This window comes from Rhizobium sp. 21-4511-3d, from assembly GCF_053522545.1.
In genome coordinates this window covers 158,304-178,853 of the sequence record NZ_JBNWCF010000001.1, presented here as the reverse complement: position 1 = coordinate 178,853, position 20,550 = coordinate 158,304, and the positions used below count along the sequence as shown (strand labels likewise).

Sequence of the window (20,550 nt, the reverse complement as noted above, 5' to 3'; positions counted from 1 at the left end):
CCTATTCCGCAGGGCTGGCGCAGGCGGCCTCTCCCGTCTCCGCCGGCCGGCGACCGAGAAAGGCTATGACGACGACGGCGGTAAAGACCGTGACGCCCGCAAGCAATGTCAAAAGCGAGCTGAAGGCCTGCGCATAGGTTGCGGCAAGCGCCTCGCCGGTCATGCCGGGGATCAATGCGCCGGCGGCCCGGAGATCGCCGGTCACCAGCCGCTGCGCTGCGGCCGCGGCGCCATCGCCGCTGAGCCTCGTGCCGATCAGGGCCGAGAGCACGGCGCTAACAACAGCCAGCGCCACGCCTTCACCGGCAACGCGCGTGGTGCTGAAGATGCCGGTCGCCATGCCCGCCCGCTCCTTCGGCACGACACTGACGGCGAGCCCGTCCATCAGGCCCCAGGGCAGGCTGATGCCGGTGCCGATCATCATCAGCGGCGCGATCAGCAGCGCCGGATCGGAGGACGGCGTGGCCGACAGCCAGAACAGACCGCCCGCCGAAATCAGCAGGCCGCCGCTGCAGATGATCGCCGCCGAGAACCAGCGGGTCAGCATGCCCGCGACGACGGGCAGCACCAGCAGCGGTCCGGAAAGCGCCACCATCATCTGACCGGCCTGAACCTCGCTCATACCGTCAATGCCGACGAAACGCACCGGCAGCAGGATCAGCAGCACCACGAAGGCATAGGCGGGTGCGGCCGCCAGCAGCTGCACGCCGACGAAGCGCGGGTAGCGGAACAGCGAGAGGTCGAGCATCGGGCGGGCGACACTGCGTTCGATCCGCCAGAAGGCGACGAGAACCGCTGCGGCGCCTGCAAGCAGCGCGGCAACCGGCGCACTGGTCCAGCCCTGCTCCGGCGCCAGGAGCACGCCGTAGGTCAGGAGTGCCAGCGCCAGGGTGAAGCTTGCGGCGCCCGGCCAATCGAGGCCGGCGGCATCGGGATCGCGGGTTTCGTGCAGGAAGTTTGCGCCGAGCACGAAGGCAATCAGGCCGAGAACCGCGACCAGCGCGAAGATCGACCGCCAGCCGAAACTCTCGGCCATCAGCCCGGAAGCGATCGGCCCGAAAGCGAGGCCGACGCCGAAGCTGGCGCCGACGATGCTGAAGGCCCGCATCCGCGCATTGCCCTCGAATTCCTGCGCCAATGCGGCCATGCCGCTGGAGAAGGTCGCGGCCGCCCCCAGCCCCTGCAGCGCCCGCAGGATATCGAACCAGAGGATATCGGGGGCGAAGGCGAGCAAGACGGAGAAGATCAGAAAGGCCGTGAGCCCGCTGAGGAACAGCCGCTTGCGGCCATAGGTATCGGCCAGCGTTCCCGCCGCCATCAGGCTGCTGCCGAAGGTCAGCATGAAGGCATTGGTCACCCAGTTCAGCGCGATCGGGCTGCCGCCGAGCGAATGGGCGATCGCCGGAAGCGCCACTGCCGGGCCGGTAAAGGTGAGCGGCATTGCCGCGGCCGCAGAGCAGACACCGGCGAGCGCCAGGATCCGCTTGGACATGTCAGGTTTGGTCATGAGCTTTCCGCCTGTTCGAAAGAGAGGGCGTGCCGCCTTGAGGTGGGAGGGCTATCGGCGGCAACGCAAACAGGATAAATTCGCTTCAATCATGCGATAAGCGCGCTATCTCTCCTGGCATAATGGAAAGATTCGCTCGAATGGATGGAATGAGATGGATCAGCTGAGCGGGCTTTCGGCCTTTGTCAGAACCGCCGATCTCGGCAGTTTCGTCGCTGCGGGCCGCGTGCTCGGCCTGTCGGCATCCGCAGTCGGCAAGGCGGTGACGACACTGGAGAAGCAGCTTGGCGTGCGGCTCTTCCAGCGCTCGACGCGCAGCATCCGGCTGACGGAGGAAGGCCGGCTGTTCCACGAGCGCTGCCGCCGCGTGCTCGACGATCTCGAAGATGCGCAGGCCTCGCTCGCAGCAGCGGTGGCGACGCCGCGCGGCCGCTTGCGGCTCAGCGCGCCGCTCGTCAGCTACCATCTGCTGCTGCCGGTGCTGCCGGAATTCATCCGCCGCTATCCCGAAGTCGAGCTCGATCTCGATTTCAACGACCGGATCGTCGATCTGATCGACGAAGGCGTCGACGTGGCGATCCGTAGCGGCGATTTGCAGGATTCGAGGCTCATGTCGCGGGCGCTCAGGCCATTCCAGATGCTGCTCTGCGCCGCACCAAGCTATCTCGAAAAACACGGCACGCCGGAGGTCCCGCAGGATCTGGCCGGTCATCTCGCCATCCGCTTCCGCTTTCCAAACAGCGGCAAGATCCAGGACTGGCCGCTGATGGAGGCAGGCGGCGCGGCCCTGGCGCCACCCGGCCTGATGACCTGCAACAATATGGAGGCGCTGCGGGGCGCCGTGCTTGCAGGTCTCGGCATCGGCTGCATGCCGGATTTTCTGGCGCGGCGGCCGCTTGCCGATGGGACGCTGCGCAGCGTGCTTGGCGACCATATCGATGGCCCCGGGCAGTTCCATGTCATCTGGCCGTCGAACCGGCACCTGTCGCCGAAGGTTCGGGTGCTGGTCGACTACCTGATCGACACGCTGTTTGCCGAGCGCTGCGACGAACCCGCAGCGCCCGGCCTTTCCGTTACCGGTCGACCGTCGGCATGATCCAGGAAGCGTAGCGGTCGCCGGAGACCTTCTCCGGTGCCAGCGCGGCGTCGAGGCTCTTCATGTCGGCGGCGCTGAGCGCGATGGCGGCGGCGCCGACATTTTCCTCGAGATAGCTCTGGCGCTTGGTGCCGGGGATCGGCACGACGTCGTCGCCCTTGTGCAGCAGCCAGGCGAGCGCGATCTGAGCCGGGGTTGCCTGCTTGTCGCGGGCGATCGCGTGAACCACTTCGGCGGCCTTGACGTTTTCGTCGAAGTTTTCGCCCTGGTAGCGCGGGTCGTTATGCCGGTGATCGTTTTCCGGATATTCCTCGGCGCGCATCACCTTGCCAGTGAGAAAACCGCGGCCGAGCGGCGAGAAGGGCACCAGGCCGATGCCGAGTTCGCGCAGGACCGGGATGATCTCCGGCTCGAGATTGCGCTCCCACAGCGAATATTCGCTCTGCAGCGCCGTCACCGGGAAGACCGCGTGGGCCTTGCGGATATTGGCGATACCGGCTTCCGACAGGCCGAAATACTTGACCTTGCCTTCCTTGACGAGCTCGCTGACGGTGCCCGCCACGTCCTCGATCGGCACGGTGCGGTCGACGCGGTGCTGGTAGAGGAGATCGATATGATCGGTCTGCAGCCGCTTCAGCGAGCCGTCGACCGCCCTGCGGATATTGTCGGGATGGCTGGTCACTTCGCCGGGCACCTGCTTGCCGTCGACGATCTTGAAGCCGAACTTGGTGGCGATCGTCACCGCGCTGCGGCGGCCCTTGAAGGCGCGGCCGAGCAGGTCTTCGTTGGTGTGCGGTCCATAGACTTCGGCGGTGTCGAAGAAGGTGCAGCCGAGATCGATCGACCGGTGCAGCGCGCGGATCGCCTCGTCCTGATCGGCCGGACCATAGGACTGGCTCATCGGCATGCAGCCGAGGCCGATTTCCGAGACTTCCAGACCCTGGCTGCCGAGTTTGCGCTTCTTGAGGCTCATGATGCATTCTCCATTCGTGATTGCGCCTGGAGACTGCGCCCGGACGGCCGAATTTCAAATACTTGTAAATTCCGATTACATGCGCGAAAATTCGAGAATGTCGAACGATCCCTTTTCAGACCTGCTGACGCTCACCAATGCGCAATCCGTCATCTCCGGCGGCTTCAAGATCGGCGGCGCCTGGTCGCTGCAGTTCCGGCCGCAGCAGATCAAGTTCTATGCGCTGCTGAAAGGAAGCTGCTGGCTGGATGTCGAGGGCGGCGCCGGGCCCGTGCGGCTGGAGGCCGGGGATACCTTCCTGGTCACCACCCGCGATTTCGTGCTCTCGACCGATCTGTCGCTCACGCCGGTCGAGGCGAAGCCGCTGTTTGCCACCTTTGCCGGACGCATCAAGCAGCTCACCACGGATACCGATGTGGAAATCATGGGCGGCCATGCCGGGCTCGATCCGGAGCGCGGCGCGCTGCTGACCGATGTCATGCCGCCCTTCATCCACGCAAAGGCCGGCTCGCCGCAGGCGGCCGTGCTGCAATGGGTGGTGGCGCAGATCGTTTCGGAACAGACAGCAGACCTGCCGGGCGGTTCGGTCGCCTCGGCGCAGCTGGCGCAACTGCTGTTCGTGCAGCTGCTGCGCGCCCATCTCGATCATGCCGGTTCGCTCTCCGCCGGCCTGCTGCGCGCCGTCAGCGACCGCCGCATCGCGCCGGCGCTGCGGCTGATGCATGCCGAGCCCGGCCGCGCCTGGCAGCTGGAAGAGCTCGCCACCGCCGCCGCCATGTCGCGCACCACCTTCGCCGTCTATTTCAAGCAGGTGGCCGGGATTGCGCCGCTCGCCTATCTCACGGAATGGCGCATGCGGCTTGCCGAACGCTCGCTGCGCGAAGACGACGTGCAGGTGGCGACGCTCGCCCGCTCGCTCGGCTACACTTCCGAAAGCGCCTTCTCCAACGCCTTCAAGCGCGTCACCGGCCGCGCCCCGAAGTTTTACCGGAACGACACGCGGGCCATGGCCGTGGCGGCGGAATAGGCTGACGGGGCGATCCGCGCATGATAGGGCTGCGGCAGTCAAACATGGATGCCGCGATGCCTGCCGAAATCTCCTTCCGCCAGCCCACCCCTGACGATGCCGCGCGATGCTTCGAGATCGAGACGTCAGCCTATGAGGGTGACGAGGCGGCGACGCTGGAGAAGATCGCGACGCGGATCGCACTCTATCCCGAGGGCTTCGTCATTCTCGAAGCGGACGGCAAGATCGCCGGTTTCATCAATAGCGGCTGCGCCTTCGAGGTCGTCATGTCGGACGAGGCGTTCAAGGAGCTGGTCGGGCATGATCCCGCGGCGCCCAACGCCGTCATCCTGTCCGTGGTCGTCGATCCCGCCGAACAGGGCAAGGGCTATTCGAAGCTCCTGATGCAGCATTTCATCGCGCGGATGAAGGCGATGGACAAGAAGACCATCCATCTGATGTGCAAGGAGGCGCATGTGCCGCTCTATGCCCGGATGGGCTATCGCTACACCAGGCCCTCCGCCTCCGATCACGGCGGCATGGCCTGGCATGAGATGGTCATGGAGCTCTGATCAGATCGCCGGACCAAGCCTTATCGGGCTGCCGTCGGAGAAGCGCGAGAAGCGGAAGCGGTCGAGCCTGTGGCCGGTGTCGTTGCCCTGGATCAGATCGGACATGACGCGGCCGATGCCCGGGCCGATGCCGAAGCCGTGGCCGCTCATGCCGGTGGCGACGAACAGGCCGCCGATGGCACTGACGCGATCGACGACAGGCACGACATCGGGCATGGCATCGATCATCCCAGCCCATGTCGTCTTCAGGCGCAAGTCTTTGAATTGCGGGAAGAGTGTGGTGAAGCCGCGCCTGATCGAGGCGAGATCGGACGCTCCGGGCGCCGGATTGAGGACGCGCATGCGCTCGAAGGGGCTCTTGCTGTCGGGCGTCCAGTCTCGCGGCGTCGACCAGCTGTCGGGGAAACCCGCGGGGGCGGCCGGGAGATAGCGCGTGCCGAAGGGATGGTCGAGCAGCGCCGGGAGATATCTGGTGGCGTTGCGGAAGGCGTCGGGGCCGACGAAGAGCAGGTTGCTGCCGCCGGGTGCCAGCGTATAGCCGCCATCCTGCCGGCGCCGGAAGGCGATGTCATCCTCGATCGCCGCACCTGCATGAAATTCCGGCAGCGGCTCGGTCGCGGCCACGGTGGCGCGCACGCTGAGCTGCGGGATCGAGACGCCATGCCTGCGCAGGAACAGCGACGACCAGGCGCCACCGGCGACCAATACCGTCGATGTGGAAATCCTGCCGCTTTCGGTCCAGACGCCCGTGATGCGCCCGCCAGCGGTATCGAGCGCCCTGACGGCGCAGTTTTCGATGATCCGGACACCCTTGCGGGCGGCAAGCCGCGCCAGCGCCGGGACGGCGAGCCAGGGCTCGGCGCGCATATCCGACGGCGTCGTCATCGCGCCGGCATAGCGGCGCGCCATGCCGCCGATCCGCGAGGCGACCTCGGCGCCATCGAGAAGCCGGGTATCGAGATCATGGGCAGCGGCGATCTGCATGAACTTGGCGAACTTCGCCATGTCCTTGACGGTGCGCGCCAGATAGGTGACGCCGGTCTGCCGGAGGCCGATATCCTCGCCGCATTCGTCCGCGAGCTGCTGCCACAGACGGCAGGCCTCGATGACGATCGGCAGCTCGTCGGGATCGCGCCCCTGCTTGCGGATCCAGCCCCAGTTGCGCGACGACTGCTCGGCGGCGATGCGGCCCTTTTCCAGGAGCGTGACCTGGATATTGCGCGCAGCCAGGAAGAGCGCGGTGCTGACGCCGATCACCCCGCCACCGACGATGACCACCTCCGAGCTTTCAGGCACGGGGCTGGAATGGTTGACAGGGTCGGCTTCGGAGAAGGGAAACATCAGGGAGGATCTTGCTGCATGAGGAGTGTCAGCCGATCCCTAGCCTTCCGTTAGCATCCGTTCAAGCATGGTTATGCTGCGTTTTGGCGGCGCCCGGAACGATCTTTGCGGAGCATTGCTTTCCTCAGGCGAAACGCAGCGCCGAGCGCGCTTTCGCCTTGGCGGCCTCTTCCTCGCGGTCGCGCGGCGGCTGCGAGGTTTCCAGCGACTCCAGCAATTCGGCGGCGCATCTGGCGATCGATTGTACGGCATGCTCGAAGGCGGCCTCGTTGCGCTTCGAGGGCTTGTTGCTGCCGCTCAGCTTGCGCACGAACTGCAGCGCCGCATCATGGATCTCCGCCTCCGTTGCCGGCGGATCGAAATTGAACAGCGGTTTGATATTCCGGCACATGGCCCGCATCCTCCTCGTCTCGGCACCGCGAAAGCACCGCGGCACAAGGGGGAAGCTAGCGGTATCGGCGGCAATTGCAACGGAGTGGGTGGGCCGGGTGGGCTTTCAGTCTGGACGGACAGCCTGCTAAGCTCAGGCATGACCAGCGCCATACCTTCAGACTATCTCATCGGCGGGACTTCCGATTGGAGCGTCAACCACCGGATCAATTCGGCCTTGCCAGGCTATCTGATGATCAGTTCGACTGCCGATACCAACAGTCTGAGCGACCTATCCGCCGACGCGCTGAGTGCGATGGGGATGGTTTTTGCCAAGGTGCAGCGAGCGTTGAGCGATGTCCTCGGCGCCGAGCGGGTCTATATCGGCCGCTACGGGCATTCGCCGGGCTATCCGATCCATTTTCATGCCATCCCGATCTATGGCTGGGTCGAGGAGCTCTTCTGGAGCGACGCGCGCTACCGGGTGCTCGAGCGCTTCGCGGATGGGCCGGGAGAGACGCCGACCGATGGCGCCGAGCTGACGCTCTTCGTCTGGCGCGAGTTCTGCGAGCGCAAAGACCCGCCGCCGATCAAGGGCCCGCCAGTGGCCGAGACGATCTCGATTCTGCGCCGGACCCTTCAGTTCTGAAGGCAAGGTGCGAGGCGCTTACGCCGTCAGCGTCAGCCCGATCCCCCAGGGATCCCTCAGGAACACGCCGCCGTCGCGGGCTTCGGTCTTGATCTCGAGCTTGTCGAGTGCGGTCTTGGCGGTGTCGAGGGCGGTTTTGTCGTTGAAGTGCAGCGAGTAGTCGGCAAGGCCGGTCATCGTCTCGCTGCGGGTGCCGGCGCCGCGGCTGTTCCAGATGTTGGCGGCGACGTGGTGGTGGTAGCCGCCGGTGGCGAAGAAGCTGGCGCCGGGATAGCGGGCCATGATCTTCAGGCCGAGGACGTCGCGGTAGAAGGCGTCGGCTTCGGGTATGTTGCCGACCTGCAGATGGATATGGCCGATCGCCGTGCCGTCGGCCATGCCGTTCCAGCTATCCTGAGGGGCACTGTCGTAGAGCGCCTGGAGGTCGAGGCGGTTGGTCGCCATTTCCACCTGGCCGTCCTGATGGAATTTCCAGACGTCGTGCGGGCGGTCGGCATAGATCTCGATGCCGTTGCCTTCGGGGTCGGAGAGGTAGATCGCCTCGCTGACGAGATGGTCGGAAGCGCCGTCGAGCACGACATTGTTATGCGCGGCATGGCGCAGCCAGCGGGCAAGCTCGGTACGGTCGGGCATCAGGAAGGCGGTGTGGAACAGGCCGGCGGCGTTGCGCGGCGCGGTCTGCGCGTTGCTATCCGTCGTCAGCGTCAGAAGCGGCAGGCCGGCGACGCCAAGCACCTCGCCGCTCGCGGTCTTTTCGATCACCTTGAGGCCGAGCATCGACTGGTAGAAGCCGGAAACGGCGGCCAGGTCCTTCACGACCAGATGCGAATGGCCGACATGGGCAGGGCGCGTCAGCGCGTAGGAAGTCTCAGATGTCATCAGTCTCTCTCCCGCCATCAGTTGCGAAGGTGTACCGGCGGTGGCGGCGAAGGCGCCGCCTGTGGCAAGCTCGAGGAATGTTCGCCGGTTCATGATCTCATGGTCCCCTCGGCCGCTGTACTTGCATGCTATATGGCGCATTCCGATTGTTCGCAGAAGACGGGTTTTTGCGGATAAATCGTTCAACATCTGTTGACGCGGTGGGCGCCGCCGCTTGATCCGTATCAAAGCGCCTTATCTATCCTCCGGTAGAGTGGATGCAGTTCATACCGGAGCAGATCATGTACAAGAAAATCCTCGTTCCCATCGAAATCGGCAGTATCGACCGCGGCGAGAAATCGCTGCGCAAGGCGGCGACGCTGCTCGACGAAGGCGGCGAGATCATTCTGCTGAATGTCGTCGAGGACGTGCCGACCTATGTGGCGATCGACCTTCCGGCCGAACTCGTCGAGAACGCCATGAAGGACGGCCGGGCGCGGCTGGAAACCCTGCGGCTGAAGACCGGCATCCCCGCCAGCATCGAGATCGGCCGCGGCCCGCCCGCCAACGGCATTCTGGTGGCCGCCGAAACCCACGGCGCCGACCTGATCATCGTCGCCTCGCACATCCCCGATTTCTCCAACTACTTCATCGGCGCCACCGCCGACCGCGTGGTGCGGCATGCGAAATGCTCGGTGCTGGTGGATAGGTAGGAACCCGTTCTTCCTGGACAGGAGGAAAGGGGCAGTCACCCCCTGCCCTTTTCTCCATCCTCCTGGAAATAGAGCCTCTGGATGATGGCCATGATGAGGGCTGTGGCCCAGCCGAAGATGATCCAGCCGTTGACCGCTTCGAAGACCGAGACCTGGCGCCAGTCCTGGCCGAGGACGATGTCGCCGTAGCCGACGGTGGTGAAGGTGGTGGTGGAGAAATAGACGGCATCCTCGAAGCTCGGCAGCGCGCCGATGAGATAATAGACCAGCGCCCAGAGGCAGATGTCGAGGATGATCGGCACCAGCAGGTAGCTGACCCAGACGACGGTCGCCAAAGTGGCGTGGCGGGTCAGATAATGCGGGTCGATGCGCCGGAAGACCCTGAGGCCGGCAGCCATGAAGATTGCCTGGATGGCGACCGTGGCGGCAATCAGTGCCGTCGCGAGGAGAAGCTTGGCGAACACTGTGCCTCCCGGGATGGATGCGGCCCGCGTGGAGCGGCGTTCGCTTCACGATAGCAGCTCTGCCGGAGGCTGCATTGAAGAGGATCAATCACGCCGCCCTGCAAAGACTGAAAATCCGCCACTGGCATCGCGAGGCTTGATCGCGGTCAATGCATGAAGGCCGCCTGCGCCGTAGCGTGGGACGTTTCGAAATATGGCGGAGGCGGCTGTGCAGAACGTTCAGCAGACAGGCGGACATTCGCGGCCCTCGGGCATCCTAGCCGCCGCGATTGCGGAGCTTCGCGGCATGCCGCTGCTCGCCCTCCTCGTCTTCGTGCCGGTGGTGATCCTGACGGAGATGGCTGCACCCGAGGCGCATACGCTGCTCTTCATACTCTCGGTACTGGCGATCGTGCCGCTGGCCGCACTTCTGAGCCGGGCGACGGAAGCGGTTTCGGCGCGCACGGGTGACGCGGTCGGCGGGCTGCTGAACGCGACGCTCGGCAATCTCACCGAACTGGTGATCGCGCTCGCCGCATTGCAGGCGGGCGAATATCTGCTGGTCAAGGCGTCGATTGCCGGTGCTATCGTCACCAATACGCTGTTCATGCTCGGCGGCTCGTTCCTGCTCGGGGGATTGAAGCATCATGTGCAGGAGTTCAATCGCGTCAGCGCCCGGTTCCAGGCCTGCCTGTTGTTTCTGGCGACCGTCGCCGTGCTCGTGCCGTCGCTGATCGGCAATAACGGGCAGAAGCCGGAGACGCTGCATCAGCTCAGCCTCGGTCTCGCGATCATCCTGATTGCCGTCTATGCGATGGGCATGCTGTTTTCGCTGAAGACCCATCGCGAGCTCTTCGCCAGTGTCGGCGAGGCGGCGGAGGAGCATGGCGGCTGGCGGCTTTCGACCAGCATCACCGTGCTTGTCGTCGTGACGCTGTTCGTGGCGCTGATCAGCGAGGTCTTCGTCGGCTCGGTGCAGGCGGCGGCCGAGAGCATGGGCATGAGCCCGGCCTTTGTCGGCTTCATCGTCGTGGCCCTGGTCGGCGCCGCCGCCGAGATGGCGGCGGCCTTTTCCGCGGCACGCGCCAACCGGCTCGATCTCAGCGTCGGCATCGCGCTCGGCAGCGCCTCGCAGATCGCCCTCTTCGTCGCCCCCGTCCTCGTCATCCTCAGCTATTTCATCGGTCCCGAGCCGATGTCGCTGGAATTCTGGCCGGGCGCCGTCGCCATGATCTTCATCTCGACGATGGCGGCGAGCCTGCTTTCGAATGGCGGACGCGGCGCCTGGTATGTGGGCGTGCTGGCGCTCGCCGTCTATTCGGTCTTCGGGCTGACGCTGTTCCTGCTGCCGCCCGCCTCTCCCTGAGATTCAGGCATTCAGCTGCTTGAGGAAGGCGATCATCCGCTCCGACACCTCGGCGGGGCGTTCCTGCTGCAGCCAGTGACCGGCGCCGGGGAGGATGTCAGAGCCACGCAGTTGCGGCACCAGTGCGGGCATGGCGGCGATGATTTCGGTCATGCCGGGGATGGCGAGGCCGGGGTCTCGTTCGCCGGTCATGAACAGCGCGGGGATCGCGACGCGCTGGCCGGCATTGGCCTGCTGGAGTTCCCAGTTGCGGTCGAGATTGCGGTAGTAGTTCAGACCGCCGGTGAAGCCCGACGCCTTGAAATCCGCGACCAGTCTTTCGAAATCGGCGGAGGGTAGCCAGGCGGGAAGCTCCGCCGGATCGGGCAGCGCGGCGAGCAGGCCGGCGTTGCGGCTGACCATCGAGAAGGGATTGGGCGTGTTATCGCCGGGCTTTCTCGGACCCGCCTCGCCGCTCGCCGCATGAAGGATCCTGCGCAGCGTCAGCGCAGGGTCGCGCTCGAACTCCGCTTCGGCAAGACCCGGCTCCTGGAAATAGAGCGTGTAGAACAGCGCCTCGTCATTCTGCGGAAAGATCTTCGAGGGCGGCACCGGCGGCAGGCCCATCATCGGCACGCTCAGCGCAATGACGGCCTTGAACCTGTCGGGGCGCAGGAGGGCAGCCTGCCAGGCGATCGTCGCGCCCCAGTCGTGACCGGCGATCACCGCCTTCTCCTCGCCGAGCGCATCCATCAGCGCGATGAGATCGCCGACGGCGTGGAAGACGGTGTATTGATCGACGCTTTCGGGCGCCGCCGTCTTGCCGTAGCCGCGCAGATCCGGCGCCACGGCGCGATAGCCGGCCCTGGCGAGGGCGGCGACCTGATGGCGCCAGGCATGCTTGCTTTCCGGAAAGCCGTGGCAGAGCAGCACGAGCGGCCCGGAGCCCGCCTCCAGGATGCCCGTCCTGATCGTTCTGGTGTCGATGACTGTCTCGTTCATGATGGGCTCGTTCATGATGGGCTCCTGATTTGTTGCCTTGGCGCCGGAAACTGAGATAACCAAGGCCGGTGCGGCGAGTAGAAACTGGCGGCGCAGCATGAGTGCTCCTTTTATCCGTAACAATATCTGTTACAGATAGGCGGAGCCGTCAAGATAGCGTAACAATAATTGTTGCGGAAAGGTTCGCGATGAAGACCGATGGCCGGCTTTCCCGGATGCTGCATGTGCTGGTGCATATGGGCCTGCTCGGCGGCAGGGAGACGTCGGAACGGATCAGCCAGATGCTGAACACCAATCCCGTCGTCGTGCGCCGAACGCTGGGGGCACTGCGCGAACATGGGATCGTGGAATCGGAAGGCGGGCGCGGCGGCGGCTGGAAGCTCGTGCGGACGCTGGACGAAGTGACGGTGCTGGATGTGCAGCGGGCGCTGAACGAGGGAGCGATCCTGCCGGCGCCGCTTTCGCGCGATCACCCCTCCTGCCCTGTCGAGCGCGCCTCGAATTCCGTGCTGCAGATGGCGCATGCGGCGGCCGAGAAAGAGCTGCTGGCGCGCTACGCGGCGACGACGCTCAGGGAGATCGCCGACATGGCGATCATCGATCAGGGCAAGGAGCCGCCGAAGCTTGCGTGATCCATGATATCAGGCCGATAGGCCGGTTAGCTCAATCGTAGAGGTAATACTTGGTCCAGGTATCCTTCGGCACTTTTTCGCCGATCTGGTATTCGAGCTCGCGGACATTGATGTGCTGCGGGCCGGTGATGCAGGTGTAGGAGAGATGGTACCAGTCGCCCTTGCTGCGGAAGACCGCGCCGGGGGCGACGAGGCGGTCGTCGCTGGGGACCGGGTCCTTGAAGGTATAGGCGATCACCTTGTCCGGCTTGAAGCCGGTCTTGTCGCTGTTGATGCGGCTCATCGCTTCGGTATCGCAGCTCTGTTCGAGGCGGGTCGCGGGATCGAGCTTTTCAAGCTGCTTCTTGATGGCGGGATCGACGGCGAAGGCGGACGAGGCAAGGCTGAGAAGCGATACGGACAGGACCAGGCATTTCGGCATTTACGAAGAATCCCTCTATCTGCTCAATCCGGAACAAGTCTCCGCCAGACGCCCCCGTCATCTCCGTCTGGCCAAGCGCAGGTCCCGCGCGATGGTAGCGGACTTTCTTAAACAATGTGGTGACATCAAGGCAACGTGAGGAAGACTTCGATTTAGCAGGAGCTTATCCACCGATGCTTGCGCGGCGCTTGATTGCATCCCGCAGCACCTCTATCTCTTCCCCACCGCAATACCGATCCGGAGCTTTTCATTTGTCCGTTTTCAAGAACCTGCCGAACCCGCCCGCCGCCGCCAAGAAGCCTGTCACCGATACGCGCCACGGCATCACCAGGACAGACGATTATGCCTGGCTGCGCGCCGATAACTGGCAGGCGATGTTCAAGGATCCCTCGATCCTCGATCCCGAGATCCGCAAGCATCTGGAAGCCGAAAACACCTATATGAACGCGGCAATGGAGGACACCAAGCCGCTGCAGAAGGTGCTGTTTTCCGAGATGCGCGGCCGCATCAAGGAAGACGACAGCTCGGTGCCGATGAAGGACGGCGGTTTCGCCTATGGCACGTTCTTCGTTACCGGCGGCGAACAGCCGCACTATTTCCGCATCCCGCGCGACGGCGACACCAAGGACGAGACGATCCGCGCCGTGCTGCTCGACGGCGATAAGGAAGCCGCCGGAAAGAGCTATTTCCGCCTCGGCGGCCTCGACCATTCCACCGATCACAGCCGCGGCATCTGGGGCTATGACGACAAGGGCTCGGAATTCTTCACGCTGAAGGTTCGCGACCTCGCAACCGGCGAAGATCTCGCAGATGTGATCGAGAATACCGGCGGCGGCGGCATCTGGGCGCCGGATGGCAAGAGCTTCTTCTACTCGGCGCTCGACGAGAACCACCGTCCCTCGAAGGTGTTCCACCATATTCTCGGCACGCCGCAAAGCGACGACCGGCTGGTCTACGAGGAAAAGGATCCGGGCTTCTTCATGGGCGTCGGCGGCTCGCTGCTCGACGATTTCATCTATATCGACATCCACGACCACGAGACCTCGGAATACCGGCTGCTCTCGACCAAGGATCTGACGGCCGAGCCGAAGATTGTCGCCGAGCGCGAGGAAGGCATCGAATATACGCTGACCGAGGGCGGCGACGTCTTCTACATCCTGACCAATGACGGCGACGCCAAGGATTTCAAGATCGTGGAAGCGCCGGTCAATACACCTGACAAGGCAAACTGGCGCGAGATCGTGCCGCACAAGCCGGGCACGCTGATCATCAACCACATGGCCTTTGCCCGCCATCTCCTGTGGCTGGAGCGCAAGGACGGCCTGCCGCAGATCATGATCCGCGACCGCAAGACGGGCGAGGAACATGCGATCGCCTTTGCCGAGGAGGCCTATTCGCTCGGTCTCTCGGGCGCCGCCGAATACGATACCGACGTCATCCGCTTCTCCTATTCGTCGATGACGACGCCCTCCCAGCTCTACGACTACAACATGGTGACGCGCGAGCGGACGCTGCTGAAGACGCAGGAAGTGCCGTCGGGCCATAACCCGGACGACTACGTCACCCGCCGCGTCTTCGCGCCCGCCTGGGACGGCGAGACCGTGCCGGTCACCCTGCTCTACCGCAAGGACACCGCGCTCGACGGCTCGGCGCCCTGCCTGCTCTACGGCTACGGCGCCTATGGCATTACGATCCCGGCCGGGTTCAACACCAACTGCCTGTCGCTCGCCGACCGCGGCTTCGTCTATGCCATCGCCCATATTCGCGGCGGTAAGGACAAGGGTTTTGCCTGGTACGAAAACGGCAAGATGGAATTCAAGACCAATACGTTCAAGGACTTCATCGCCGCGGCTGACTATTTGAATCAGCAGAAGTTCACCTCCTACGCTGGTATCATCGCCGAGGGCGGATCGGCCGGCGGCATGCTGATGGGGGCGATCGCCAACATGGCCCCGGAGAAATTCGCCGGCATCATCGCCGCCGTTCCCTTCGTCGATGTGCTGAACACCATGCTCGACGACACCCTGCCGCTGACCCCGCCGGAATGGCCCGAATGGGGCAACCCGATCGAGAGCCAGGAAGAATACGAACAGATCGCCGCCTACTCACCTTACGACAATGTCGGCGCCAAGGCCTATCCGCCGCTGCTCGCACTCGGCGGGTTGACGGACCCGCGGGTGACCTATTGGGAACCTACGAAATGGGTGGCGAAGCTGCGTGAGAAGACGACCGGGGAAGCGCCGATTCTGTTGAAGACCAACATGGATGCCGGGCATGGCGGAGCATCCGGGCGCTTCCAGCGACTGGAGGAGATTGCGTTCGAGTATGCGTTTGCGATCAAGGTTGCGGGGAAGATGTAAGAATTAGCGTAAAATTCACGCTTAAAGTTTACAATCCAGGCATACCGCAATCATGAGGGGTGAGCCTTGCGGAATAGCTGGATTGCATTCTTTTTAGCTCTGCATATCGCCACTGGGTTTTTTCTTTGGGGAATCCTAAGAGATTTCCATTTTGTTGATCCTTCTCTGTTGGCGGATGTCAACTCTGAAGAGAAAGCCAATGTTCTTAATCTAGCTGTCCAGATTGGCCGGCTAGATTTTGTTTCCGCAATACTCGCGATGTTTGGCATACTCGTAGGACTTGCGGCGATATTCGGCATTGTGGAAGTGCGCAACCGTGCCGAAGAGCGAGCCCGCCTCACCGCAAAGGAAATAGCGGAGAACGTCGCGATTATCGCCGCTCGCGAAGAAGTGCAGCGTTCGTTGCCTTCAATTGTGAGACGAGAAGCCTTATCTGTTAAGATGTTCTCGGAAGGCGAACCGAGTGATTCCGAGATCAACGACCTAATGTCAAAATTGGACAAGAATGGAGACAACAAGTGAGAGAGAGCGAACTTTCATTTGTTCAGGATCGGCTCAGAACTGCCCCGATAGATGTTGTCGGGATTATTGAAGATTTGGGTATTGAATACGAGGAAAAGCCCATGCCACCGGGCGTCGATGGGCGCATCGACTTCAATGGGGGAAGTTGCAAGATAACCGTAAACTCGGAGCAATCTCGGCAGCGTAAGAACTTTACTGCCGCCCATGAGCTTGCCCATTACTTGCTGCACCGTGATCTGCTTGAAGAGCGCGGCCACCTTGATCGTCTATTCGATGCGCCGACCGCAGCCAATCCATCTGAGCCATTCAGGCCTTCTCACGAAGTGCAAGCGAACAAGCTGGCAGCGCAGATACTTATGCCGCGTGAAGCAGTCTTGAGCGAGATGGTTTGGCAAGATTACGATCTACAAAAAATTTCGCGCATGTTTGCGGTATCGCCACAGGCGATGGAAATTAGACTCAAGACACTCGGCATCGACCTTGAAGGCGAGCGGCAGCGGGAGCTCCGTGGCGAATTTAACGTGAGAGTATAACAGGGGCACCCACCCATGCCCGTCTACATCGCCCTCATCCGCTCCATCAATGTCGGCGGCACCGGTGCCTTGCCGATGGCGGAACTGAAGGCGATCTGTGATGCGCTCGGGTTCGAGGACGCCAAGACCTATATCCAGAGCGGCAACGTCGTCTTCCGCTCCGCTGACAGCGAGAAAACGGCAGGCGAGAGGCTCGACGCGGCGCTGGGGGAGAAGCTCGGCAAGAGGCCGGGGGTGATGATCCGCAGCCGAAGGGAGATGGAGGCGATCGCCGGAAACGCCCCCTTCCCCGATGCCAAGCCGAGTTTCGTGCTGGTGCATTTCCTGCCGGAAGCGGCACCGAAAGACGCGTTCGACAAGATCAGCGCGCCGGATGGCGAGGAGGCAGTGTTTTCCGGCCGGGAGATCTATGTCCACTATCCCATTGGCTCCGGCAAATCGAAGCTGAAGCTCTCGGCGCTGAAGGCCGGAACCTCGCGCAATATCAACACGGTGCGCAAGCTTGTGGAGATGGCGGCGGCGCTGGAGAGCTAGCCGCCCACGCGAAAACGCGGGCGGCCGCTTCTCTCAGGACGCGGCAGTCGCCGCCTGCCTGCTGCGCAGGAGGACGGCGATGATGAAGCCGCAGGCTGCGGTGAGGCTGCCGGTGAGGAAGACGGCGCTGTAGCCGGCGCGGTCGGCCAGGAGCCCGGCGAGCGGGCCGGTGAGCCCGTAGGCGAGATCCTGGAAGGCCGAGAAGCCGCCGAGCGCGGTGCCGCGCAGATGCGGGGCGACGAGGTGGACGACCTCGCGGCCCATGGCCGGGAAGATCATCGAGCAGCCGAGGCCGGTCATGAAGGCGCCGAGAAGCGCGAGGTCGGGACTGCCGGCACTCCAGATCAGCATCTGGCCGACCGCTTCCACCGCCATCGAGACGACGGCGACCGTCAGCCCGCCGAAGCGGTCCGGCAGGTGGCCGAAGAGGATGCGCACCAGCACGAAGCCGGTGCCGAAGGCCGTCAGCCCGAGACCGGCATAGGCCCAGTGCTGATCACGGAAGTAGAGCGTGAAGAACGAGCCGATCGCCGCGAAGCCGATGCCCTGCAGGCAGACGACGAGACCATGCGGCCAGATGCGGCCGATGACGCTCCAGAGCGGCGGGCGGGCTGCCGTGGCATGCACGGCGACAGCCGGGATCGGACGGATCGCCAGAAGCCCGAGCAGCGGCAGGATGGCGCTTGCCGCCATGGTGCCGGTGAAGCCGAAGCGATCGAGCAGCAGCAGGCCGACCGGCCCGCCGACGGCGAGCGCACCGTAGATCGCCGCCCCCACCAGCGCCAGCACCCGGCCGGAATTCTGCGGCCCGACGATGCCGATGCCCCAGGAGATGACGCCGACGGCGACCATGCTTTCGCCGAGGCCGATCAGCAGGCGTCCGGCGACCAGCACCGCGAAGGAGAGGACGGGTGAACCGAGCGCCAGCCCGGAGGCGAGCGAGACCAGCGCGCCGATCACATAGAGCCCGAGGCCGCGCTGAACGGCGCGTTTGCCACCCTCTTTATCGGCGAGCGCCCCGGCATAGCCGCGGCTGAGGATGGTGGCGAGAAAGGCGACGCCGACGCCAAAACCGGCCCAGCCATTGCCAAGGCCAAGCGTCGCCGTGACGTGAACGGGAACGACAGGCAGCGCGACTGCGACGCAGAGATAGGAAATGAACAGAATGGCGGCCAAAAGCAGCAGACGGCGCTGCTCGGGATCGCGGGTCATGCGGAAAGCCATGATATCCTCCTGGCTATTCCTTGGCGGCGGGCACAAAAAAACGCACTCCGACCGGCAAAGGATCGATAAGTGCGTTGCTTGACGTCAAACGCTTACGGCCAGCGAACCGGCATAAGCATGGCCTAATAAAGATTGCGGCCGGTGTCAATGCGGCTCAGGCGCCGAGGACATCGCCGAGCCTGGCGCGGACGGTGTCGAGCACGCCATCGGCAAGCGCGGGGTCGGATTTCAGAATGCCGCGGGAGATGACGATGGCACCGAGTTCGGCGGCGATCGCGGTGATCGCCAGCGTGCGGCGCTCGTCGTCGGCCATCTGCGGCGGCGCGACTGCGGCGAGCGCCGCCACCATGTTTTCGAACCCTTCGGCGAAGGAGCGGCTGACCTCGGCGCTGCCGCGGGCGATCTCGCTGCCGGAAGCGGTCATCGGGCAGCCCTCCTCCATCGCGTCGCGCATGTGCCGCGACAGCAGGAAATCGAGATAGCCGCCAAGCGTCGGCTGTGCGTCGCCTGCCGACGCCTTCACATCGCTCAGGCTCTTTTGCATGCCGGATTTCAGCGCTTCGGCGGCCAGCATCTCCTTGGAGGGGAAATGCGCGTAGAGCGCGCCGTGGGTGAGCCCCGCCTCCTTGGCGACTTCGGCAACGCCGACGCCATCGACACCCCGGACGCGGAACAGACGGCCGGCGGCATCCACCAGCGTTTCGCGGTTTGCAGCTGCCTGTTCCCTGGACACCCTGACCATCTGTATTCCCTCGCCTATTGACAGGCCGGATTTTTAATTGCATTTGCAATCAAAGTCAAATGATTGCGATCGCAATCAATAATCACGAGGACTGTCATGCAGGAATTTCTACAGGCCATCATCGACGCCCATGGCGGACTGGAGCGCTGGAGCCGGCTGAGCTCGGCCGAGCTCGATCTCAATTTTTCCGGCATCGTGCTGGAAATGAAGGGCTTTCCGCGGCACCTGCGGCCGCATTGCGCCATCGACCTGCGCAGCCAGCGCGTCGTCATCCAGGGGATCGGCGCGCCCGACGAGCTCTGCGTCTATACGCCGGACCGGGTCTGGAGCGAGCGGCCGGACGGCACCGTGACGGCGTCGCTCGATGCGCCGCGCGAGGCGCTGAAGCAGGTGCCGCGCGAGGAACCCTGGCATGCGCTGCACCTCACCTATTTCATCGGCTATGCGCTTCGGAACTACCTGACGGTGCCCTTCACCTTTGCCGAACCGGGCATGCGTTTTCGCGATCTCGGCACGCATGCCGAAGCGGGCGAGACCTGGCGGAAGCTCGAGGTCAGCTATCCCGGCGACATCCCGGTTCATACCGCGACGCAGACGCTCTATTTCGGCCCCGACCATCTGCTGCGGCGGCTGGACTATTCGGTCGACGTTCTCGGTGGCGGACCGGCCAATCACTATTGCTACGACTACCGCTCCTTCGACGGCATCATGGTGCCGATCGTCAGGCGCGTCGTCAGCCCGGTCGACATGGGACCGCTGCAGGCGGGGCGCACGACGATCTTCCTGCTCGACTATGTCGATCTCGTCTTTCACGGCACGAAGGGCTGAGGGCGGCGGCCTTCAGAGCCAATACTTGACCGCATAGACCACCGCCATCACCGCGCCGGTGACGATGACGAACCAGCGGACGATGGTGGCGGGGAGGATGCGGACGAGGTAGCCGCCGAGATAGCCGCCGAACAGGGCGCCCGAGAGCATGACCAGTGTCTGCGGCCAGCTGACGGCGCCCTCGAGGATGAAGATCGTCACGGCGGCGATGCTGACGGCGGTTGCCAAGAGGTTCTTCAGCGCCTTGACGCGGCGGATGTCGTTGGGATCGCCGATCGCCAGAACCGCCGTCAGGATGACGCCGAGACCGGCGCCGAAGAAGCCGCCATAGACCGAGGCGAGCGCCAGCACCGAGGAACCGGCAAGCTGCGACGGCTCGCTGCCGCCGCGGCGGCGCTCCGCCCAGGCGGCGATCTGCGGCGAGAACAGGAAGAGCAGCGTCGCGGCACCGATCAGCGCCGGCACAGGCAGCACGAAGAGCCGCTCCGGCAGCGCCAGCAGCAGCAGCGCGCCGAGAATGCCGCCGATCAGGCAGATCAGAACCGAGAGGCCGAGTTTGAGATCGAGCGGCTGCAGCTTGCGGTGATCGGCGAGCACTGCCAGCAGATGGCCGGGGACGATGGCGACGGCATTGGAGGCGTTGGCGGTCACCGGCGGCAGGCCGGCGGCCAGCATGGCGGGAAAGGTGAGCAGCGTCGCGCCACCCGCCAGCGCATTGATGACGCCGCCGGCAATGCCCGCGGCAAACAGCAGAATTGCGATCTCCAGGCTCATCGGCGGCTCCCCATCCCCCTGCCCTTGCTAGCTGCCACAAGCCGCGCCGCCAAGCCGCCGCCGGCGGCGAACGGTTCTGCCGCAGGCCGATTTTGAGATTTACCGC

General features: G+C 64.1%; 23 protein-coding genes. 12 read left to right on the top strand and 11 right to left on the bottom strand.

All coding sequences use genetic code 11. From position 1 onward, the window contains the following. Position 1: 1 nt before the first annotated feature. On the bottom strand, positions 2 to 1,507 hold the full coding sequence (locus tag ACQZ5H_RS00995; RefSeq protein WP_449096470.1) for an MFS transporter: 1,506 nt from the start codon (positions 1,505 to 1,507) through the stop codon (positions 2 to 4). Positions 1,508 to 1,661: 154 nt separating this feature from the next. Between ACQZ5H_RS00995 and ACQZ5H_RS00990 the strand changes: the two genes are divergently transcribed. After that, positions 1,662 to 2,603, top strand: coding sequence for a LysR substrate-binding domain-containing protein (locus tag ACQZ5H_RS00990; RefSeq protein WP_449096469.1), 942 nt, complete (start codon positions 1,662 to 1,664; stop codon positions 2,601 to 2,603). Here ACQZ5H_RS00990 and ACQZ5H_RS00985 read toward each other — a convergent pair. Beyond that, positions 2,581 to 3,576 carry an aldo/keto reductase gene (locus tag ACQZ5H_RS00985; RefSeq protein ID WP_449096468.1) on the bottom strand — a complete coding sequence of 332 codons (996 nt, stop codon included), beginning with the start codon at positions 3,574 to 3,576 and terminating at the stop codon, positions 2,581 to 2,583. The two genes, ACQZ5H_RS00990 and ACQZ5H_RS00985, sit on opposite strands and share 23 nt — an antisense overlap. A gap of 97 nt (positions 3,577 to 3,673) precedes the next feature. Here ACQZ5H_RS00985 and ACQZ5H_RS00980 point away from each other — a divergent pair, with 97 nt between their 5' ends. Continuing rightward, positions 3,674 to 4,603, top strand: a complete 930-nt coding sequence (locus ACQZ5H_RS00980) for an AraC family transcriptional regulator (RefSeq protein ID WP_449096467.1) — start codon at positions 3,674 to 3,676, stop codon at positions 4,601 to 4,603. Between the two features lie 56 nt (positions 4,604 to 4,659). After that, positions 4,660 to 5,154 (top strand): GNAT family N-acetyltransferase, encoded by a 495-nt coding sequence (locus tag ACQZ5H_RS00975; protein WP_449096466.1) that lies wholly within the window; start codon positions 4,660 to 4,662, stop codon positions 5,152 to 5,154. Here the strand turns inward: ACQZ5H_RS00975 and ACQZ5H_RS00970 are convergent, their stop codons facing one another. Beyond that, positions 5,155 to 6,495: an NAD(P)/FAD-dependent oxidoreductase gene (locus tag ACQZ5H_RS00970; RefSeq protein WP_449096465.1), complete on the bottom strand. Its 1,341-nt coding sequence runs from the start codon at positions 6,493 to 6,495 to the stop codon at positions 5,155 to 5,157. A 124-nt stretch (positions 6,496 to 6,619) separates the two neighbouring features. Continuing rightward, positions 6,620 to 6,886 (bottom strand): DUF2277 domain-containing protein, encoded by a 267-nt coding sequence (locus ACQZ5H_RS00965; protein ID WP_112719191.1) that lies wholly within the window; start codon positions 6,884 to 6,886, stop codon positions 6,620 to 6,622. 138 nt (positions 6,887 to 7,024) lie between these two features. Between ACQZ5H_RS00965 and ACQZ5H_RS00960 the strand changes: the two genes are divergently transcribed. After that, positions 7,025 to 7,513: an HIT family protein gene (locus ACQZ5H_RS00960; protein WP_449096464.1), complete on the top strand. Its 489-nt coding sequence runs from the start codon at positions 7,025 to 7,027 to the stop codon at positions 7,511 to 7,513. Between the two features lie 18 nt (positions 7,514 to 7,531). Here ACQZ5H_RS00960 and ACQZ5H_RS00955 read toward each other — a convergent pair whose 3' ends face one another. Beyond that, positions 7,532 to 8,392 (bottom strand): VOC family protein, encoded by an 861-nt coding sequence (locus ACQZ5H_RS00955; RefSeq protein WP_449096463.1) that lies wholly within the window; start codon positions 8,390 to 8,392, stop codon positions 7,532 to 7,534. Positions 8,393 to 8,673: 281 nt separating this feature from the next. On the opposite strand from ACQZ5H_RS00955, the gene ACQZ5H_RS00950 reads away from it, so the two are divergent. Continuing rightward, positions 8,674 to 9,084, top strand: coding sequence for a universal stress protein (locus tag ACQZ5H_RS00950; RefSeq protein WP_112719193.1), 411 nt, complete (start codon positions 8,674 to 8,676; stop codon positions 9,082 to 9,084). 35 nt (positions 9,085 to 9,119) lie between these two features. Here ACQZ5H_RS00950 and ACQZ5H_RS00945 read toward each other — a convergent pair whose 3' ends face one another. Then, a complete protein-coding gene (locus tag ACQZ5H_RS00945) occupies positions 9,120 to 9,548 on the bottom strand; it encodes a potassium channel family protein (RefSeq protein ID WP_449096462.1) in 429 nt (142 codons plus the stop codon). A 193-nt stretch (positions 9,549 to 9,741) separates the two neighbouring features. On the opposite strand from ACQZ5H_RS00945, the gene cax reads away from it, so the two are divergent. Then, positions 9,742 to 10,893: a calcium/proton exchanger gene (gene cax, locus ACQZ5H_RS00940; RefSeq protein WP_112719195.1), complete on the top strand. Its 1,152-nt coding sequence runs from the start codon at positions 9,742 to 9,744 to the stop codon at positions 10,891 to 10,893. Positions 10,894 to 10,896: 3 nt separating this feature from the next. Here cax and ACQZ5H_RS00935 read toward each other — a convergent pair whose 3' ends face one another. Next, positions 10,897 to 11,889: an alpha/beta fold hydrolase gene (locus ACQZ5H_RS00935; protein WP_449096461.1), complete on the bottom strand. Its 993-nt coding sequence runs from the start codon at positions 11,887 to 11,889 to the stop codon at positions 10,897 to 10,899. A gap of 173 nt (positions 11,890 to 12,062) precedes the next feature. Here ACQZ5H_RS00935 and ACQZ5H_RS00930 point away from each other — a divergent pair, with 173 nt between their 5' ends. Further along, a complete protein-coding gene (locus tag ACQZ5H_RS00930) occupies positions 12,063 to 12,506 on the top strand; it encodes an RrF2 family transcriptional regulator (RefSeq protein WP_199626450.1) in 444 nt (147 codons plus the stop codon). Between the two features lie 31 nt (positions 12,507 to 12,537). Here the strand turns inward: ACQZ5H_RS00930 and ACQZ5H_RS00925 are convergent, their stop codons facing one another. Further along, entirely contained in the window at positions 12,538 to 12,927 is a 390-nt protein-coding gene (locus ACQZ5H_RS00925; protein WP_112719198.1) for a DUF930 domain-containing protein, read from the bottom strand. A 251-nt stretch (positions 12,928 to 13,178) separates the two neighbouring features. On the opposite strand from ACQZ5H_RS00925, the gene ACQZ5H_RS00920 reads away from it, so the two are divergent. The 4 genes from ACQZ5H_RS00920 (at position 13,179) to ACQZ5H_RS00905 (ending at position 16,876) form a co-directional block, all read left to right on the top strand. Next, positions 13,179 to 15,287 (top strand): S9 family peptidase, encoded by a 2,109-nt coding sequence (locus tag ACQZ5H_RS00920; protein ID WP_449096460.1) that lies wholly within the window; start codon positions 13,179 to 13,181, stop codon positions 15,285 to 15,287. Between the two features lie 66 nt (positions 15,288 to 15,353). Beyond that, entirely contained in the window at positions 15,354 to 15,809 is a 456-nt protein-coding gene (locus ACQZ5H_RS00915; protein ID WP_449096459.1) for a hypothetical protein, read from the top strand. After that, complete coding sequence (locus tag ACQZ5H_RS00910; RefSeq protein WP_203429356.1) at positions 15,806 to 16,342, top strand: ImmA/IrrE family metallo-endopeptidase; 537 nt, start codon at positions 15,806 to 15,808, stop codon at positions 16,340 to 16,342. The genes ACQZ5H_RS00915 and ACQZ5H_RS00910 overlap by 4 nt, the downstream gene beginning before the upstream one ends. Positions 16,343 to 16,357: 15 nt before the next feature. Next, positions 16,358 to 16,876, top strand: a complete 519-nt coding sequence (locus ACQZ5H_RS00905; RefSeq protein ID WP_449096458.1) for a DUF1697 domain-containing protein — start codon at positions 16,358 to 16,360, stop codon at positions 16,874 to 16,876. A gap of 33 nt (positions 16,877 to 16,909) precedes the next feature. Here the strand turns inward: ACQZ5H_RS00905 and ACQZ5H_RS00900 are convergent, their stop codons facing one another. After that, positions 16,910 to 18,100, bottom strand: coding sequence for an arabinose transporter (locus ACQZ5H_RS00900; protein ID WP_449096457.1), 1,191 nt, complete (start codon positions 18,098 to 18,100; stop codon positions 16,910 to 16,912). 154 nt (positions 18,101 to 18,254) lie between these two features. Further along, on the bottom strand, positions 18,255 to 18,842 hold the full coding sequence (locus ACQZ5H_RS00895) for a TetR/AcrR family transcriptional regulator (protein ID WP_449096456.1): 588 nt from the start codon (positions 18,840 to 18,842) through the stop codon (positions 18,255 to 18,257). Between the two features lie 96 nt (positions 18,843 to 18,938). Between ACQZ5H_RS00895 and ACQZ5H_RS00890 the strand changes: the two genes are divergently transcribed. Continuing rightward, entirely contained in the window at positions 18,939 to 19,670 is a 732-nt protein-coding gene (locus tag ACQZ5H_RS00890; protein ID WP_449096455.1) for a hypothetical protein, read from the top strand. A gap of 12 nt (positions 19,671 to 19,682) precedes the next feature. Here the strand turns inward: ACQZ5H_RS00890 and ACQZ5H_RS00885 are convergent, their stop codons facing one another. Next, complete coding sequence (locus tag ACQZ5H_RS00885) at positions 19,683 to 20,444, bottom strand: sulfite exporter TauE/SafE family protein (RefSeq protein ID WP_449096454.1); 762 nt, start codon at positions 20,442 to 20,444, stop codon at positions 19,683 to 19,685. Positions 20,445 to 20,550 lie beyond the last annotated feature (106 nt).